Origin of the sequence: Pseudomonas sp. SJZ079, assembly GCF_007993865.1 — a bacterium.
Lineage (GTDB): Bacteria > Pseudomonadota > Gammaproteobacteria > Pseudomonadales > Pseudomonadaceae > Aquipseudomonas.
Window position 1 is genome coordinate 142,321 of sequence record NZ_VIUH01000001.1, and the last position, 15,456, is coordinate 157,776.

Below are 15,456 nucleotides of genomic sequence, written 5' to 3' on the forward strand. Positions count from 1 at the left end.
ACCAATCAAGCCATCGCGGACTGCATCCGGACGACTCGCTGTATGGCCTTCGCCGGTATTAGCCGGTCCTGGGACCCTGCACTTACTGCGCGTAACGGCGATACAGGCCCGGCGGTACACCGCGGCTGTCGGTCGACTGCCAAGGCCCTTGCGGACTGGTCGCCCAGCTCCAGCCGTTGCTCCAGCGATAGTAGGTACGCTCGCGGTAATACAGGTCACGCGGGCCTTCCACCACATACACCCCCAGGCTGCCGTCCCAGTGGCTTTGCGCGCCGGGTGGCGGCGCATAGCGCGGGTGGGACTTGCTCACCGATGGTTGACTGATCGGCGCCGTGCTCTGCACCGCGCACCCCGCGAGGCCGAGTAAGGCGATGGCCGCGGCTATTGGCAGCAACTTGTTCAGTGCATTCATTGCGCAGGCCCGTCCGCCGTGTCGATGGTCAGTTGTTGGGGTTCGGTGACGCTGCTGGCCAGCGGCTGGCTGCGACCAACCCATTCGCCGGCAGTGGCGTTGCCGCTCCGGGAAATACGCGCGACCAGTTGTACCTGGGCAAAACCCGAGAGCTTCAATTGCGGCATCATCGCGTCGCTATCCGACAAGCTGACCTCGGCCGGCAGATCGGCCACGGTCAGGCGTTTGACCGCCAAGGGCATCGGCGGCCCCGACGTGGCGCGAGCGAAGATGAACACGCTGTCGCTCGGTTGCACCTTGTCTTGCAGCGCCGCGGCCAAGTCGACCTGGACGGTCAGGCCACGCGCGCTTGTCGCAGCTGGCGCCGTTGGTGCGGCCGCCGCCTGCGGATCGAGCTGTTGGCGCGCCCGCGCGATGCCGCCCTGAATCGCCTGACGCGAGGGGTCCTGCTCCGGCAGCACGGCGACCAAGCGCTCCCAGAAGCCAATGGCCTCGGCGAAACGTGCGCTTTCATAGGCGGCAATACCGAGCAGACCGAGGCTGGTGGCTTCCGCCGGATCGGCCTTCAGCGCCTCATCGGTGAGCGCCTGCAGTTGCGCCGTCCACTGTTTGTTGCCAGCGAAATACAGCGCCTGCGCCCACTGGCCGAGCAGCGCCGGCTCACGCCCGGCAATGCCCACCGCGCGCTCGAAGGCCTTGGCCGCCTCACCAGCACGCTCCTGGGCCATGTAGGTACGGCCGAGGAAGTACCAACCCTCGGCGGACTGGGGATTGTCTTGTACCTTGGCTTCCAGGCGTGCGGTCATCGCCTCGATGCTTTGCGGCTGTGCGGCGAAGGTGCGCGCACGCTCGACATCGTCGATAGCCCCCCAATGCATATACAGCCCGTAACCCAGCAACGGCATCAGTAAGGCCGCCGCCAGCGGCACCTTACGACCCAATACGCCGACCTTGCCGCCGACCTCGGCGCCTGCGGTGTCGGTCAACAACTCGCGCGCCGCATCATCGCGGCCGGCTTGCAGTTGCGCGGCGCTGAGGATGCCAGCCTGGTGCTCGCCCTCCAACTCCTGTACCCGTTCCTGATACAGCGTGACGTTGAGCGCCGTGCGGTCTTCCTCGGCCTGGGCCTTGCGCCCTCGCAGCAGCGGAATCAGCAGAAAACTCAGGGCAGCCAGCAACAGCAGGCCGGCGGACAGCCAGAATTCGATCATTGCTCTTTCTTATCCAAAGGCGCTTGTTTTAACAGGGCATCGAGGCGCTGCTGCTCATCTGCCGAGAGACCGCTGCCCGCCGCAGTCTTCCTGCCACGGTGGCGTAGCACTATCACCCCGAGCAGCACGAAACCGCATACCAGCAGACCGGCTGGGCCGTACCAGAGCAGCAAGGTGCGGGCATTCAGCGCCGGTTTGTAGCGCACGAACTCGCCGTAGCGATCGACCATGAACTCGACTATCTGTTCGTTGCTCTGGCCTTCGCCGAGCATGCGGAAGATTTCCCGGCGCAGGTCGGTGGCAATGGGCGCGTTGGAGTCGGCGATGTCCTGATTCTGGCACTTGGGGCAGCGCAACTCCTGGGTCAATTGACGAAAGCGCGCGCGCTCGGCTTCATCGGCGAACTCATAGGTATCGATGGCCGCCTGCGCCACGCCGATCAGGCTCAGGCCGAGTATGGCGGCCGCCAACCAGCGCCTCATTGCCCCGCCTCGTCGACCAGGCCTTGATACAGCGGCGCCAGCTGCTCGCGCCAGACACGCTCGTCGATCACCCCGACGAACTTATGGCGAATGATCCCGTCCTTATCGATAAGAAAGGTCTCCGGCGCGCCATACACGCCCAGGTTCAGACCCAGGCTGCCCCGTTCGTCGTTGATGTTCAGCTGGTAGGGGTTGTGGAACTCCTGCAGCCATTTCTGTGCGTCGGCATTGTCGTCCTTGTAATTGACGCCATGGATGACAACGCCGCGCTGCGCCAACTTATTCAGTACCGGGTGTTCGACCCGGCAAGACACACACCAGGTGGCCCAGACGTTGACCAGCGCCGGCTTGCCTTTCAGGTCTTCCTGAGTAATCACTTCGCCACCCAGCACCGCCGGCAGGGAGAATGCCGGAACCGGCTTATCGATCAAGGCCGAAGGCAGTTCCGAAGGATCGAGGAACAACCCGCGGTAGAGAAACAACGCAACAGCCAGGAAGATCAACAGCGGCAACAGCATTATCAGTCGTTTCATGCCTGTGCTCCGGCCATGCCCAGCGCGTCGCGCACCCGGGTCTTCACTTTCAAGCGATAACGCTTGTCGCTGGCCGCCAGAAAGCCCCCTAGCCCCATCAGCAGGGCGCCCAGCCAGATCCAGCGGACGAAGGGTTTGATGTGCACGCGCACGGCCCAGGCACCGTTATCCAAGGGTTCACCCAAGGCGACGAACAAATCACGGGTGAATCCAGCGTCGATGGCCGCCTCGGTCATTACCGACTGCTGCACGGTGTACATACGTTTTTCCGGGTGCAGCAGGGCTATCTGCTGGCCGTTTTCCAGCACGCGCACCGAACCCCGGTCCGCAGTGAAGTTGGGCCCCTCGCGGTGCTTGGCGCCCTCGAAGATGAACTGGTAACCGCCCATCTCCACCGAATCGCCGGGCGCCATGCGCATGTCGCGCTCGAAGCTGCCCATACTGGTGAGGATCACCCCGAGCGCGCAAAACGCCATGCCGAAGTGCGCCAGCTGCATGGCCCAGTAGCTGCGCCCCAGCCCCGGCAGACCTCTGAGCAGCCCCTTGTGACGGGTCTTGTCGATGATGTCACGAACGCCAGCCAACACCACCCAGGCGGCCAACAGGCACACACCGAGCACCGCCCAGTTGAAATCACCGACCAGCAGGGTCGCCACCACAGCCAAGGCCACGCTACCCAGCAGCACCGGGGTCAACATGCCCAGCAGCCACTGCAGCGGGGTATCTTTCCAGCGCACGATGACGCCAACCGCGATCATCGCCATCAGCAGCCCCATCAGCGGCACGAACAGCGCATTGAAGTACGGCGGGCCGACCGACAGTTTGGCGCCGGTCAGCGCATCCAACACCAAGGGGTAGAGGGTGCCGAGCAGAATCATCGCCGCCGCGACTATCAGAATCAGGTTGTTCACCAACAACAGGGTTTCCCGCGACTTCAGGGCGAAGCCAACCTGGCTCTTGACCACCGGCGCGCGAATGGCGAACAGGGTCAGTGAGCCGCCCACCACGATCAGCAGGAATGCCAGGACGAACACGCCGCGTGCCGGATCGGTGGCGAAGGCATGCACCGAGGTCAATACCCCGGAACGCACGAGGAAGGTGCCGAGTAGACTCAGGGAGAATGCGGCGATGGCCAGCAGCACGGTCCAGCTCTTGAACACCCCGCGCTTCTCGGTGACGGCCAGCGAGTGGATCAACGCGGTGCCGACCAACCAGGGCATGAACGAGGCGTTCTCCACCGGGTCCCAGAACCACCAGCCACCCCAGCCCAGCTCGTAATAGGCCCACCAGGAACCCAAGGCGATACCGATGCCGAGAAAGGCCCAGGCGACTATGGTCCAGGGCCGCGACCAGCGTGCCCAAGCGGCATCCAGCTTGCCACCGAGCAACGCGGCGATGGCGAACGAGAAGGCCACGGAGAAGCCGACGTAGCCCATGTAGAGCATCGGCGGATGGATGATCAGGCCGAAGTCCTGCAGCAGCGGGTTGAGGTCGCGACCATCCAGCGGGGTATTCGGCAACAGGCGCGCGAAGGGGTTAGAGGTGACGATCAGGAACAGCAGGAAGCCGACGCTGATCATGCCCATTACACCCAGCACCCGGGCCAACATCTCTTCCGGCAACTGCCGCGAAAAGATCGAGACGGCAAAGGTCCAACCGGCCAGGATCAACGCCCAGAGCAGCAGCGAGCCTTCATGGGCGCCCCACACCGCGCTGAACTTGTAGAACCAGGGCAAGGCGCTGTTGGAGTTGCTGGCAACGTAAGCGACGGAAAAGTCGTCGACCAGAAATGAATAAGTCAGACAGAGAAAGGCAAACAGCAGAAAAGCGAACTGCCCCCACGCCGCCGGTTGCGCCAGGCTCATCCACTGCCGGTCGCCGCGCCAGGCACCGATCAATGGCAGGGTGGCCTGGACCAGGGTCAGACACAGGGCCAGGATCATCGCCAGATGGCCGAGTTCGGGGATCATTGCGCGCCCCCCTGCTTGCCGTTCTGGTACTGCGCTTTCATGCCGCTCTGCTCCAGGGCCTGCATGACCTCCGGCGGCATGTAATTTTCGTCGTGCTTGGCCAGCACTTCATCGGCGACCAGCAACCCCTGCGCATCCAACTTGCCCATGGCGACTATGCCCTGCCCTTCGCGAAACAGATCCGGGAGGATGCCGCTGTAGCGGATAGTCACGCTCTTCACGCCGTCGGTGACCACGAAATCGGTTTCCAGCGAGTCGCCGGAACGCTTCACCGAGCCCATTTCCACCATGCCGCCGGCGCGAATCCGCGTACCTTGTGGCGCCTCGCCATTGGCGATCTGAGTCGGCGAGTAGAACAGGTTGATGTTCTGTTGCAAGGCGCTGAGCGCCAGGGCCACGGCGATACCGAAACCGGCGAGAACCGCCAGGACGATGAATAAACGCTTTTTGCGCACCGGATTCACTGCTGAGCCTCCCGGCGCAAACGGCGCGCCTCTTCTTGCAAATAACGTCGCCGCGCCATCAGCGGCAGCGCAACGTTGATGGCCAGCACCGCCAAACTGATGGCGTAGGCAGACCAGACATAGGCGCCATGGTTACCCATGGCGAGAAACTCGCCGAAGGAGGCAAAGCTCATCACACCACCTCCAGGTTCAGCGTTTTCGTCACTTCGTCTCTGACCCAGCTACTGCGCGCCTCGCGCTTGAGCACTTCGAGACGCATGCGCAGCAGCAATACAGCACCGAAGAAACAGTAGAAACCCAACACCATGATCAGCAGCGGCAGCCACATGTCCACCGGCATTGCCGGCTTCTCGATCACACTGAAGGTCGCCGGTTGGTGCAGGGTGTTCCACCACTCCACCGAGTACTTGATGATCGGAATATTGATCACCCCGACTATGGCCAGCACCGCACAGGCCTTGGCTGCGCTGTCGCGGTTGCTGATGGCCTGCGCCAGGGCAATCACGCCGAAATACAGGAACAGCAGAATCAGCATCGACGTCAGGCGCGCATCCCAGACCCAGTAGGTGCCCCAGGTCGGCTTACCCCAGATGGCCCCGGTGACCAGGGCGATCACCGTCATCCAGGCGCCAATCGGTGCAGCCTGCTGCACGGCGACATCGGCAATTTTCATCTTCCACACCATGCCCACCACCCCGGCCACGGCCAGCATGACGTAGATCGATTGGGCCAGAAAGGCCGCCGGCACATGGATATAGATGATCCGGAAACTATTGCCCTGCTGGTAATCGGCAGGCGCGAAGGCCAGGCCCCAGACCAGACCCACGGTCAACAACAGCCCGGCGGCGATGGCCAACCAAGGCAACCAACGGCCGCTGATCTGGTAAAACCACTTGGGCGAGCCCAGCTTGTGAAACCACGTCCAGTTCATCAGGTCACTCATCAGTTATTCAGCTAACCACCGCACGCTTGGCACCGCGCTCAGGGTCACCTGCTCATCAGGCTTATTATCTACTCAGCCACGCTTATCGTAAGACCCGCGGCGATGGCAAAAGGTGTCAAGGTCACCGCCAACGCGGCGAGACTGGCCAGCCACAACAGGTGGCCAAGCGCCGGCAATCCTTGCAGAGAGGCTTGTAATGCGCCGCTGCCGAGAATCAGCACCGGGATGTACAGCGGCAAAATCAACAAGGCGAGCAACAGGCCGCCGCGCTTGAGGCCGACGGTCAAGGCCGCCCCCACCGCACCGAGCAGGCTCAACACCGGCGTGCCCAGCAACAGCGAGAGCAACAGCACCGGCAGGCAGCGCCCCGGCAGCCCGAGCATCAAGGCCAGCAACGGTGCCAGCAGGACCAAGGCCAACCCGGAAAACAGCCAGTGTGCCAGCACCTTGGCCAATACCAGAAGAGGCAGGGGGTGCGGCGAAAGGACCCACTGCTCCAGCGAGCCGTCCTCGAAATCGCTGCGAAACAAGCCGTCCAGCGAGAGCAGTACGGCCAACAGCGCCGCGACCCATATCAAACCGGGTGACAGGGTTTGTAACAACTGCGTCTGCGGACCCACCGCCAACGGGAACAAGGCAATCACGATGGCGAAAAACACCAGCGGGTTGGCCAGCTCGGCCGGACGGCGGAACAACAGGCGCGCCTCGCGGACCAGCAACAGGCTAAAGACACTACTCATGCGACGCGCAGCCCCAAATCGAGCTCACGGTACCCGGCGGGTTTGACCGACAGCGTGTGGTGGGTGGTCAACACCACCAAACCACCCTGCTGGCAATGCCGCGCCAGATGCGCTTCCAACTGGGCCACGGCCTGTTTGTCGAGCGCGGTGAACGGCTCATCGAGAATCCACAACGACGGCCCTTCCAGGTACAAACGGGCCAACGCGACACGGCGCTGCTGGCCGGCGGACAGGGTATGGCACGGCACATCCTCGAAGCCGCGCAGGCCAACCGCCTCCAGCGCCTGCCAAATAGCCGTGCGCGCGGCTGGGCGATGCAAGGCGCAGAGCCAGGCGAGGTTTTCTTCGGCACTGAGCAAGCCCTTGATGCCCGCCGCATGGCCGATCCACAGCAGGTTGCGGGCCAGTTCGGCACGCTGTCCGTTCAAGGGCTGTCCATTCAAGCGAATCTCACCGGCAGTGGGCTGCATCAACCCGGCGAGCAAGCGTAGTAGACTGGTTTTGCCGCTGCCATTAGGGCCTGAGACCTGCAACATTTCGCCCGCAGTCAGGCGCAGCTGCAGTTGCTCGAAGAGCATGCGCCAATCTCGCTCACAAGCGAGCGCTATGGCTTCGAGAAGGGGACTGGTCACGGCATGCATACCTAAAAGCGGTTCAAGTCGGCAGTGCCCTGGCCGCTATAATGACGCAAGTTGAATGCGCAGCCGACCCGGACGGGGCGGCATTATACATGCCCTACCCTGCCCCCCGCAGTGAGCATTTTCGACAGGTTGTAACCCACCCATGAGCGAAATCAGCAGCTCCCGCCCAGTCCCACCGACGCCTCCCAGTGGTCGCCCCCCTGCATTGAGCAATGACCTGGCGCTGAAGCTGCTGCAGCCACTGCAGGGCCTGCTGAGCAGCGGCGAGACGGCAAAAGCCGAAGTTGTTGCCCTGAAAGAGGTGGCAAACAGCTTCCAGGTCATGCTCAGGCTGACCCTGGAAAATGGTCGCCAGGCCACGCTACAAGCCAGCAGTCCGCGCCCGCTGAGCCAGGGCATGGCAGTGGCCGTCACGGCACTCTCGGAAACCCGCCTGGCCGTTTCCCTGCTGACCGGCGGCGAAAAAGCCCTGAGCAGCCTGGATCTTGAGCAGCTACCCATAGGAACGCTGCTGCAAGGTAAAGTCGTGGCCCGCGAACAGCTGGTGCAGGCGAAATCGCAGCAGATCATCTACAAGGTGCTGGTGAGCCTGCTGAACACTCCGCTCGCCGGTAGCAAGCTGGCCGTGGAGACTCCGCTGCCGCTGCCCCTGGGCAGCTTGCTCAGTGCCCAGGTACAAGGCAGCCAGGCGCTGAGTTTCCTGCCGCTCAGTGGCCGCCTGGATCAGCTGGCATTGACTCAGCACCTGACGACCCAGCAGAGTCGCCAAGGTTCACTGGGTGGTCTGTTCAGCGCCTTGCAAGGCCTGCGCGGCCAGGAAGCGCTCCCGCAAAGCCTGCGCGGCAGCATCGACAAACTGCTAGCAGGCCTGCCCGACGCCACGCAACTGAGCAGCGCCAAGGGCTTGGGCCAGGCCTTGGAAAACAGCGGACTGTTCCTCGAAAGCAAGCTGCTCAGCGGTCAGGCAAGCGCCTTGCCTGCAGACCTGAAAGCCAACCTGCTGCGTTTGGTGACCCAACTGCTGCCCAACCTGCCGACGAGTGCGCCGCTGGCCGCGGCCAATGTCGGCGCGATAATGGCCCAAGCACTGCCGGCGTTCGCCCGCAACGTGCTGGGCAGCCTTGGCCAGACTGGCGCGCGGCAACAGGCATTGACCTTTCCTCTACCGGCGCGCTTGCTCAAGGGAATGGAAGGCGAAGCGGACCTGGAAGTCCTGCTGAAACTGGCAGCCGCTGCCGTTTCGCGCCTGCAGACCCATCAATTGTCCAGCCTCAGCCAGAGCCAGGTTGGCCCGGACGGCAACCTGCTCACCACCTGGCAACTGGAACTGCCGATGCGCCAGCAACAGGAACTGGTGCCGTTGCAACTGAAAATCCAGCGCGAAGAATCGCAAAAGAACGCCAAGCAAGAGCAAAAAGACATGCTCTGGCGGGTAGAGTTGGCCTTCGAACTGGAACCGCTGGGGCCACTGCACATCCAGGCGCAACTGCTCCGCGGCAGTCTGTCCAGCCAGCTATGGGCCGAGCGCAGCCAGACCGCGAGCCTGATCGACGCCGAGCTGGGCAATTTGCGTGAGCGCCTAACGGCTGCCGGCCTGCACGTCGGCGAACTGGCCTGCAACCAAGGCACGCCACCACAAGGGCCGCGCACCACCCTGGAACAGCGGTGGGTTGACGAAACCGCATGAAGAAACACCAAGCACCGCGCCAAGCCATCGCCCTGACCTATGACGGACAGAGCGCACCGACCCTCAGCGCCAAGGGCGACGATGAATTGGCAGAAGCCATTCTGGCGATCGCCCGCGAATACGAAGTGCCGATTTATGAAAACGCCGAACTGGTGCGCCTGCTGGCGCGACTGGAGCTGGGCGAGGCGATACCCGAACAGCTGTATCGGTGCATCGCCGAGATCATCGCCTTCGCCTGGTATTTGCAGGGCAAGAGCCCCCCTGGCTTCGAGCCAGAGAGCGACATCACTCCGCCGTTACCTCGACTCAAGGGTCCTCGGCACTAAGGGCCGCGACGTCAGTTTCCACCCCCTTAGCCAAAGGATAATCGAGCAGTTGCCAGGCGAAATAACCACTGCGGAAATAAAATACCTGCCGATAACCCCAGCTCACGGCCAGATGCGCAGCCAAAGCACTGCGCAGACAGACCTCACTTTCGCAATAAATCACCAGAGGTATTTGCCGCGGCCAGTGCGGCATGGCTAACGCGCCAAAACGGTCGGCCAGATCCAAGTGCACGGCACCGCGCACATGCCCCCAGCCCCACTCTCGCAAGGGCCGTACATCGATGAACAGCACCCCATAGTCATACAGACGCTTGGCCTGCCAGGCGTTGATAGTGATCGCGCCGTCGACGCGCAACGGCGCCTCTTGGGCGTGCGTCAATGGTAGCCAGACAACCCCGCACAGCAGCAGAACGATCAAACCACGCATGCCAAATGCCCTCGGCCAGACACCCTCTAGCATTTAGCTTAGGTAGCGCTCGACTGCTGACTAGGAACGAATTGCCAAAGATGGGTGCAGATTAAGAACCGTCGGCACTAAAGCTCGACAGACAACGGGGCGCTGAACCGGCCCGGAGGAATCGCAGAGTCACTAGCGCTTGGGCTGATGCAGCTTGCTGACCAACTCCGCTTCGGCCTTGCTCAGACCACAGGACTGGGTCAAGTCATCGACGCTGGCGCCCAGCCCGACCAAACGTGCCGCCTGGGTGAAAGACAAATTGCTGGGATCACGCTGCTCGATCTGGCTGAGTTTGTCAGGCAAGGGCGCCACAATGCGGCGCAGTTCATGCAGCTCTTCGCCCATGCGCACACTGCCGGCCAAGTAAGCATCCAGGCGCTTACTCAACTCAGTCATCCGTCGATCGCGTTCCGCGCCACGCTCGAGCTGCAACTGCGCTGCGTGCCGCTGCTGCGAGGCCAGCCAGACACAAGTGCCCACCAGCCCCAGACAAAGCAGCGCAAGCACGATCAGCGCGATTTCAAGCATGGATCAGATGCTCTCCAACTCAGACCACTCTTCTTCACTCATCATCTTGTCCAGCTCGACCAGAATCAGCAACTCGCCATTCTTGTTGCACACACCCTGGATGAACTTGGCCGACTCGTCATTGCCGACATTCGGCGCGGTTTCCACTTCGGACTGACGCAGGTAGACCACCTCAGCCACGCTATCGACCAGGATGCCGACCACTTGCTTGTCCGCCTCGATAATCACGATCCGCGAATTGTCGGACACTTCAGCGGAATCCAGGCCAAAGCGCTGGCGCGTGTCAATCACCGTCACCACGTTGCCACGCAGGTTGATGATGCCCAGCACATAACTCGGCGCGCCCGGTACCGGAGCGATCTCGGTATAGCGCAGCACTTCCTGAACCTGCATCACATTGATGCCATAGCTCTCATTGTCCAAACGGAAGGTCACCCATTGCAGAATGGGATCATCGGCGCCTTGTGCAGAACTTTTATTCATGTCCCTACCTCGTCATAAACCGCTTGCGGCGGCGTGCGCGGGTTGTAGCCCCGCTGTCGATACTAGTGTTTCAGCGCCATCTTCACAGCGCCAATCAGCAAAATTCAATGTATCTGGCCGTTAACCATACGTTTGGCCGCACCGCTGGCGATCAACTCGGCCAACGCTGCTACATCCAGCAGTGCGCACATGTGCTCAATCACCGTGCCGGCCAGCCAAGGGCGCTGAGTGCGCAGACTACGCCACTTGACCTCATCCGGGTCCAGGCGAATCGAACGGCTGACTTGATGCACCGCCAGCCCCCACTCATAACCCTCAACGGAAATCACATACTGCAGGCCCTGGCGGAAGTCATCGCGATAGCGGTCGGGCATGACCCAGCGGGCTGCATCCAGCACTTTCAGATTGCCAGCCTGGCACGGCAGTATGCCGAGAAACCAGTCCGGCTGGCCGAACAGCGGCGTCAACTCCTGTCCGGCAAGAGGATAGATCGAGCCCAGGCACACCAGCGGTACGGCCAGAGTCAGGCCCGCGACATCGAAGAGCAGGCATTCGAACGGCTCTTGTGCCCACTCCGGGCGACCATCGAGATTCAGCTTGGCCGTCAGCTTGGCCTGCGGCGCAGCGAGATGCACCTCAGCCAGCGGTTCAATCAATATCGGCGGCGTCTCAAGCTCGGGCAACGGCAGCGTGACGACAGCCAACATCTCCGACTGCTGCGGCGCCACGGGCACCTGCCGGGCGTCACGCACCTTCTCCTCCAGCACCGCAGCCTCGAACTCATCCAGGCTGGCGCTATCGGCCAATTCGAGCGCAGCCTCCTGCAGCAAGCTATCCAGATAAGATTGCAAGGCCAGCTGGGGTCGAGTGGCGGTAGCGACGGAACGGCTCATAGATAGAATCCGCAAAAATAACCTGTATAACCTATCGGCCGCAGCTGCGGCAGACTTGAGCCATTCTGTTCAGCATAGTGGGTCATCTCAAGCCACCTGCGCCGCCGTCTGTTGGGCGATCAAATGTTTGAGCAACGCACGATAGGCAATCACGCCCCGGCTGTTGGAATCGAACTGCGAGGGCGTCAACCCCGCCCTGCTGGCATCGCGCAGACGCGTGTCGACCGGAATGTAGGCCGGCCACAGGTGGTCGAGATAGCTCTTGCGCAACGTGCGCAGGGTGCTCATGGAAGCCTGGGTACGCCGATCGAACAGGGTCGGTACGATGGTGTAGGGCAGCGCCTGTTTGCGCGAACGATTGATCATCGCCAAGGTACTGACCATCCGCTCCAGGCCCTTGACTGCCAGAAACTCGGTTTGTACCGGAATCACCAATTGCTGACTGGCCGCCAACGCGTTGACCATCAGCACCCCCAGCAGAGGCGGGCTGTCGATCACCGCATGGTCGAACTCTTCCCACAGTTGCGCCAGGCTCTTGGCGATCACCAAGCCCAAACCACTCTGCCCTGGGGATTGCCGTTCCAACGTGGCCAGCGCCGTGCTCGACGGCAACAGGGCAATGCGCTCGTGACTGGTGGGCAGCAACAGCTGGTGCGGCAAGCCCTGAGGCACGCTGCCCTGATGCAGGAACAGGTCGAAGCTGCTGCGTTCCAGAACATCCGGATCATGACCGAAGTAACTGGTCATCGAGCCATGAGGGTCGAGATCGACCACGACCACGCGCTTGCCCGACTCGGCCAACAGGCCGGCTAAGGCGATGGAGGTGGTGGTCTTACCGACACCACCTTTTTGATTGGCTACTGCCCAGACTCTCATCTTGTTCATCCTCCCGGCACAGGTGCGACCTGACCGAGAACGGGCGCCACCCTCACAGGGTTTGGCGACGGGGGATTGACGGCACCCGCTTGCGGGACCTGCGCTGCAGCCGCTGGTGCAGATTGCGTGCCAGCACGTCGCAACGCGTCATCGGGCCGAGCATTGGCGCTGCCGACACCGCTGACACTGCGCCGCACATCGAGATTGCGCGAGACCACCAACACCACCCGACGGTTTCGCGCCCGGCCGGCAATCGTGTCATTGTCCGCCACCGGTTGAAACTCGCCATAGCCCACCGAGGCCAAACGCCCGGGATTGACGCCATCCATAGCCAGCATGCGCACGATGCTCGCCGCCCGAGCCGCCGACAGCTCCCAATTACTCGGAAACTGCGAAGTTTGGATCGGCAAATTATCGGTAAAGCCTTCCACATGTACCGGGTTTTCGTACGGTGCCAGTATTTTGGCAACCTTTTCGATCAGATCGAACGCGGCATTGTTCGGCACTGCATCGCCGCTGGGAAACAACAGGCTGGAACTGAGCTCAATCTCGATCCACAGCTCGTTACCGCGCACCTTGAGCTGGTCCGCCTGAATCAGCTCGCCGAAAGCTGCGCGCACGCTATCGGCGATGCTTTGCAGGGAGTCGGTGCTAGCCTGGCTGAGATCCTCATCGACCAGCGAATTATCCGGTTCAGGGGCGCGTGGCTTCTCCTCGCCGACGGGAATCGGTTTGATCGAGCGATCCGGGTGGCTGAACACCCCGGTCAGGGTCTCTGAGAGGACCTTGTACTTGCCTTCGTTGACTGAAGAAATCGAATACATCACGACGAAAAAGGCGAACAGCAAGGTAATGAAATCCGCGTAGGACACCAGCCAGCGCTCGTGATTCTCATGCTCTTCGTGGTGGCGTCGGCGGGCCATGACTCACTCCATCAGTCCATGAAACCTTGCAGTTTCAGTTCAATGGAGCGCGGATTTTCACCTTCGGCGATGGACAGCACGCCCTCCAGCAGCATTTCGCGATAACGCGACTGACGCTGGGCGATGGCCTTGAGTTTGTTGCCAATCGGCAGCAGCAACAGGTTGGCGAAGCCAACGCCATAAATAGTGGCGACAAAGGCCACTGCGATACCACTGCCGAGTTTGCTCGGGTCGGCCAAATTGCCCATCACATGGATCAGGCCCATCACCGCACCAATGATGCCGATAGTCGGCGCATAGCCGCCCATGCTTTCGAATACCTTGGCAGCCTGAATATCGCGACCTTCCTGAGTGTAGAGGTCGACTTCAAGAATGCTGCGAATGGCCTCTGGCTCCGCACCATCGACCAGCAATTGCAAACCTTTACGCGCATAGGGATCGAACTCGGCATCGGCCACCGCCTCCAGCCCGAGCAGGCCTTCCTTGCGCGCGGTCATGCTCCAGCCGACGACACGGTTAATACCGCCGGCCAAATCGATACGCGGTGGCAGCAATATCCAGCGCAAGATCACCAGCGAGCGTTTGAATACGTTGACCGGAGCCTGGAGAAAGGCGGCCCCCAAGGTGCCACCGATCACGATCAGTGCCGCCGGGCCATTGAGCAACGCCCCGACGTGACCACCCTCCATGTAGTTGCCGCCGAGAATCGCGACAAATGCCAGGATGACCCCGATCAGGCTCAGCACATCCATCAGAGGCAAGTCTCGACAATGTGTCGGCCAATGTCATCGAGCCCAAACACGGCATCCGCCAGATTGGCTTTGACCACCGCCATCGGCATGCCATAAATCACACAACTGGCCTCGTCCTGCGCCCACACCTGACTGCCGCCCTGCTTGAGCAGACGTGCGCCCTCTCGACCATCGGCGCCCATGCCGGTGAGCACCACTGCCAGCACCTTGTCGTGATAGGACTTGGCTGCCGAACCGAAGGTGATGTCGACACAGGGTTTGTAGTTCAGCCGCTCATCGCCTGGCAAAATTCTGACCGCGCCGCGACTATCGACCATCATCTGTTTGCCGCCAGGCGCGAGCAACGCCAGACCAGGACGCAGCACATCGCCATCTTCGGCTTCTTTCACATTGATCCGGCAGAGCTTGTCCAGACGTTCGGCAAAAGCCTTGGTAAACGCCGCCGGCATATGCTGAATCAGTACAATCGGCGTCGGGAAATTGGCTGGCAGCTGCGTCAGCACGCGCTGCAAGGCGACTGGACCGCCAGTGGAAGTACCGATGGCGACCAGCTTGTAATTTTTGCGCTTGGGCGCTGACGAGCTTGTCGCTGGAGAAGCGCTGACAGGAGCTGGCGCTATGGCTGGGCGGGTCGGCGAACTAATCGGCACCGGTGTTTTTTTTAGCGCACTGCTGGTGGTGGACGACAGCGGCGCCGTACCGATGCTGCGCCGATTGCTGCGTGCGATGCTGTGCACCTTCTCGCACAACAGTTGCTTGACCTTCTCCGGGTTGCGCGAAATGTCTTCGAAGTTCTTCGGCAGAAAGTCCACCGCCCCGGCGTCCAGCGCATCCAAGGTGACGCGGGCACCTTCGTGGGTCAGCGAGGAGAACATCAACACCGGAGTCGGACAGCGCTGCATGATGTTTCGCACCGCGGTGATGCCGTCCATCATTGGCATCTCGTAGTCCATGGTGATCACGTCAGGCCTTAACGCCTGGGCTTGATCGATGGCTTCACGGCCGTTAGTGGCAGTACCGACCACTTGAATATTCGGGTCGGCAGACAATATTTCCGAAACGCGCCGACGAAAGAAGCCGGAATCGTCCACCACCAACACCTTTACAACCATAACCACTCCTAAGCGACGCAGGC

General features: G+C 61.7%; 20 protein-coding genes. 2 read left to right on the plus strand and 18 right to left on the minus strand.

Going from position 1 to position 15,456, the window contains the following annotated elements; all coding sequences use genetic code 11:
• Window positions 1-82: 82 nt before the first annotated feature.
• From FBY03_RS00555 to ccmA, 10 genes are all read right to left on the minus strand, one after another.
• Window positions 83-412, minus strand: coding sequence for a hypothetical protein (locus tag FBY03_RS00555; protein ID WP_147170256.1), 330 nt, complete (start codon window positions 410-412; stop codon window positions 83-85).
• On the minus strand, window positions 409-1,623 hold the full coding sequence (gene ccmI, locus FBY03_RS00560; RefSeq protein WP_147170257.1) for a c-type cytochrome biogenesis protein CcmI: 1,215 nt from the start codon (window positions 1,621-1,623) through the stop codon (window positions 409-411). Before ccmI ends, FBY03_RS00555 begins: the two co-directional genes overlap by 4 nt.
• On the minus strand, window positions 1,620-2,105 hold the full coding sequence (locus FBY03_RS00565) for a cytochrome c-type biogenesis protein (protein ID WP_147170258.1): 486 nt from the start codon (window positions 2,103-2,105) through the stop codon (window positions 1,620-1,622). The genes ccmI and FBY03_RS00565 overlap by 4 nt, the downstream gene beginning before the upstream one ends.
• Window positions 2,102-2,638: a DsbE family thiol:disulfide interchange protein gene (locus FBY03_RS00570; protein ID WP_147170259.1), complete on the minus strand. Its 537-nt coding sequence runs from the start codon at window positions 2,636-2,638 to the stop codon at window positions 2,102-2,104. The genes FBY03_RS00565 and FBY03_RS00570 overlap by 4 nt, the downstream gene beginning before the upstream one ends.
• A complete protein-coding gene (locus FBY03_RS00575) occupies window positions 2,635-4,608 on the minus strand; it encodes a heme lyase CcmF/NrfE family subunit (protein ID WP_147170260.1) in 1,974 nt (657 codons plus the stop codon). Before FBY03_RS00575 ends, FBY03_RS00570 begins: the two co-directional genes overlap by 4 nt.
• Complete coding sequence (gene ccmE, locus FBY03_RS00580; RefSeq protein WP_147170261.1) at window positions 4,605-5,072, minus strand: cytochrome c maturation protein CcmE; 468 nt, start codon at window positions 5,070-5,072, stop codon at window positions 4,605-4,607. The genes FBY03_RS00575 and ccmE overlap by 4 nt, the downstream gene beginning before the upstream one ends.
• Window positions 5,069-5,245, minus strand: coding sequence for a heme exporter protein CcmD (ccmD, locus tag FBY03_RS00585; RefSeq protein ID WP_147170262.1), 177 nt, complete (start codon window positions 5,243-5,245; stop codon window positions 5,069-5,071). Before ccmD ends, ccmE begins: the two co-directional genes overlap by 4 nt.
• Window positions 5,245-6,006 carry a heme ABC transporter permease gene (locus FBY03_RS00590; RefSeq protein ID WP_147170562.1) on the minus strand — a complete coding sequence of 254 codons (762 nt, stop codon included), beginning with the start codon at window positions 6,004-6,006 and terminating at the stop codon, window positions 5,245-5,247. Before FBY03_RS00590 ends, ccmD begins: the two co-directional genes overlap by 1 nt.
• Window positions 6,007-6,083: 77 nt before the next feature.
• Window positions 6,084-6,755, minus strand: a complete 672-nt coding sequence (ccmB, locus tag FBY03_RS00595; protein WP_147170263.1) for a heme exporter protein CcmB — start codon at window positions 6,753-6,755, stop codon at window positions 6,084-6,086.
• Window positions 6,752-7,396: a cytochrome c biogenesis heme-transporting ATPase CcmA gene (gene ccmA / locus FBY03_RS00600; protein ID WP_178090516.1), complete on the minus strand. Its 645-nt coding sequence runs from the start codon at window positions 7,394-7,396 to the stop codon at window positions 6,752-6,754. Before ccmA ends, ccmB begins: the two co-directional genes overlap by 4 nt.
• Before the next feature lie 142 nt (window positions 7,397-7,538).
• Between ccmA and FBY03_RS00605 the strand changes: the two genes are divergently transcribed.
• Window positions 7,539-9,083 (plus strand): flagellar hook-length control protein FliK, encoded by a 1,545-nt coding sequence (locus FBY03_RS00605; RefSeq protein ID WP_147170265.1) that lies wholly within the window; start codon window positions 7,539-7,541, stop codon window positions 9,081-9,083.
• Window positions 9,080-9,409: an EscU/YscU/HrcU family type III secretion system export apparatus switch protein gene (locus FBY03_RS00610; protein ID WP_147170266.1), complete on the plus strand. Its 330-nt coding sequence runs from the start codon at window positions 9,080-9,082 to the stop codon at window positions 9,407-9,409. The genes FBY03_RS00605 and FBY03_RS00610 overlap by 4 nt, the downstream gene beginning before the upstream one ends.
• Here the strand turns inward: FBY03_RS00610 and FBY03_RS00615 are convergent.
• From FBY03_RS00615 to FBY03_RS00650, 8 genes are all read right to left on the minus strand, one after another.
• Window positions 9,390-9,836 (minus strand): rhodanese-like domain-containing protein, encoded by a 447-nt coding sequence (locus FBY03_RS00615; RefSeq protein WP_147170267.1) that lies wholly within the window; start codon window positions 9,834-9,836, stop codon window positions 9,390-9,392. The two genes, FBY03_RS00610 and FBY03_RS00615, sit on opposite strands and share 20 nt — an antisense overlap.
• A 162-nt stretch (window positions 9,837-9,998) precedes the next feature.
• Entirely contained in the window at window positions 9,999-10,394 is a 396-nt protein-coding gene (locus FBY03_RS00620) for a DUF2802 domain-containing protein (RefSeq protein WP_147170268.1), read from the minus strand.
• A gap of 3 nt (window positions 10,395-10,397) precedes the next feature.
• A complete protein-coding gene (locus FBY03_RS00625) occupies window positions 10,398-10,877 on the minus strand; it encodes a chemotaxis protein CheW (protein WP_147170269.1) in 480 nt (159 codons plus the stop codon).
• A 104-nt stretch (window positions 10,878-10,981) separates the two neighbouring features.
• Window positions 10,982-11,770, minus strand: a complete 789-nt coding sequence (locus tag FBY03_RS00630) for a CheW domain-containing protein (protein WP_147170270.1) — start codon at window positions 11,768-11,770, stop codon at window positions 10,982-10,984.
• An 87-nt stretch (window positions 11,771-11,857) separates the two neighbouring features.
• On the minus strand, window positions 11,858-12,646 hold the full coding sequence (locus FBY03_RS00635) for a ParA family protein (protein WP_147170271.1): 789 nt from the start codon (window positions 12,644-12,646) through the stop codon (window positions 11,858-11,860).
• Window positions 12,647-12,651: 5 nt separating this feature from the next.
• Entirely contained in the window at window positions 12,652-13,569 is a 918-nt protein-coding gene (motD, locus tag FBY03_RS00640) for a flagellar motor protein MotD (RefSeq protein WP_147170272.1), read from the minus strand.
• 11 nt (window positions 13,570-13,580) lie between these two features.
• On the minus strand, window positions 13,581-14,321 hold the full coding sequence (locus tag FBY03_RS00645) for a flagellar motor protein (protein WP_147170273.1): 741 nt from the start codon (window positions 14,319-14,321) through the stop codon (window positions 13,581-13,583).
• Window positions 14,321-15,433, minus strand: coding sequence for a chemotaxis response regulator protein-glutamate methylesterase (locus tag FBY03_RS00650; protein ID WP_147170274.1), 1,113 nt, complete (start codon window positions 15,431-15,433; stop codon window positions 14,321-14,323). Before FBY03_RS00650 ends, FBY03_RS00645 begins: the two co-directional genes overlap by 1 nt.
• Between the last annotated feature and the right edge of the window lie 23 nt (window positions 15,434-15,456).

Coding starts and splice junctions, on each gene's coding strand:
- FBY03_RS00645 (WP_147170273.1), bottom strand. CDS start 14,321: ATGGATGTGCTGAGCCTGATCGGGGTCATCCTGGCATTTGTCGCGATT.
- ccmD (WP_147170262.1), bottom strand. CDS start 5,245: ATGAGCTTTGCCTCCTTCGGCGAGTTTCTCGCCATGGGTAACCATGGC.
- FBY03_RS00620 (WP_147170268.1), bottom strand. CDS start 10,394: ATGCTTGAAATCGCGCTGATCGTGCTTGCGCTGCTTTGTCTGGGGCTG.
- FBY03_RS00575 (WP_147170260.1), bottom strand. CDS start 4,608: ATGATCCCCGAACTCGGCCATCTGGCGATGATCCTGGCCCTGTGTCTG.
- FBY03_RS00605 (WP_147170265.1), top strand. CDS start 7,539: ATGAGCGAAATCAGCAGCTCCCGCCCAGTCCCACCGACGCCTCCCAGT.
- FBY03_RS00615 (WP_147170267.1), bottom strand. CDS start 9,836: ATGCGTGGTTTGATCGTTCTGCTGCTGTGCGGGGTTGTCTGGCTACCA.
- FBY03_RS00625 (WP_147170269.1), bottom strand. CDS start 10,877: ATGAATAAAAGTTCTGCACAAGGCGCCGATGATCCCATTCTGCAATGG.
- FBY03_RS00610 (WP_147170266.1), top strand. CDS start 9,080: ATGAAGAAACACCAAGCACCGCGCCAAGCCATCGCCCTGACCTATGAC.
- FBY03_RS00630 (WP_147170270.1), bottom strand. CDS start 11,770: ATGAGCCGTTCCGTCGCTACCGCCACTCGACCCCAGCTGGCCTTGCAA.
- FBY03_RS00650 (WP_147170274.1), bottom strand. CDS start 15,433: ATGGTTGTAAAGGTGTTGGTGGTGGACGATTCCGGCTTCTTTCGTCGG.
- ccmB (WP_147170263.1), bottom strand. CDS start 6,755: ATGAGTAGTGTCTTTAGCCTGTTGCTGGTCCGCGAGGCGCGCCTGTTG.
- ccmA (WP_178090516.1), bottom strand. CDS start 7,396: ATGCATGCCGTGACCAGTCCCCTTCTCGAAGCCATAGCGCTCGCTTGT.
- ccmI (WP_147170257.1), bottom strand. CDS start 1,623: ATGATCGAATTCTGGCTGTCCGCCGGCCTGCTGTTGCTGGCTGCCCTG.
- FBY03_RS00555 (WP_147170256.1), bottom strand. CDS start 412: ATGAATGCACTGAACAAGTTGCTGCCAATAGCCGCGGCCATCGCCTTA.
- FBY03_RS00570 (WP_147170259.1), bottom strand. CDS start 2,638: ATGAAACGACTGATAATGCTGTTGCCGCTGTTGATCTTCCTGGCTGTT.
- FBY03_RS00565 (WP_147170258.1), bottom strand. CDS start 2,105: ATGAGGCGCTGGTTGGCGGCCGCCATACTCGGCCTGAGCCTGATCGGC.
- FBY03_RS00635 (WP_147170271.1), bottom strand. CDS start 12,646: ATGAGAGTCTGGGCAGTAGCCAATCAAAAAGGTGGTGTCGGTAAGACC.
- motD (WP_147170272.1), bottom strand. CDS start 13,569: ATGGCCCGCCGACGCCACCACGAAGAGCATGAGAATCACGAGCGCTGG.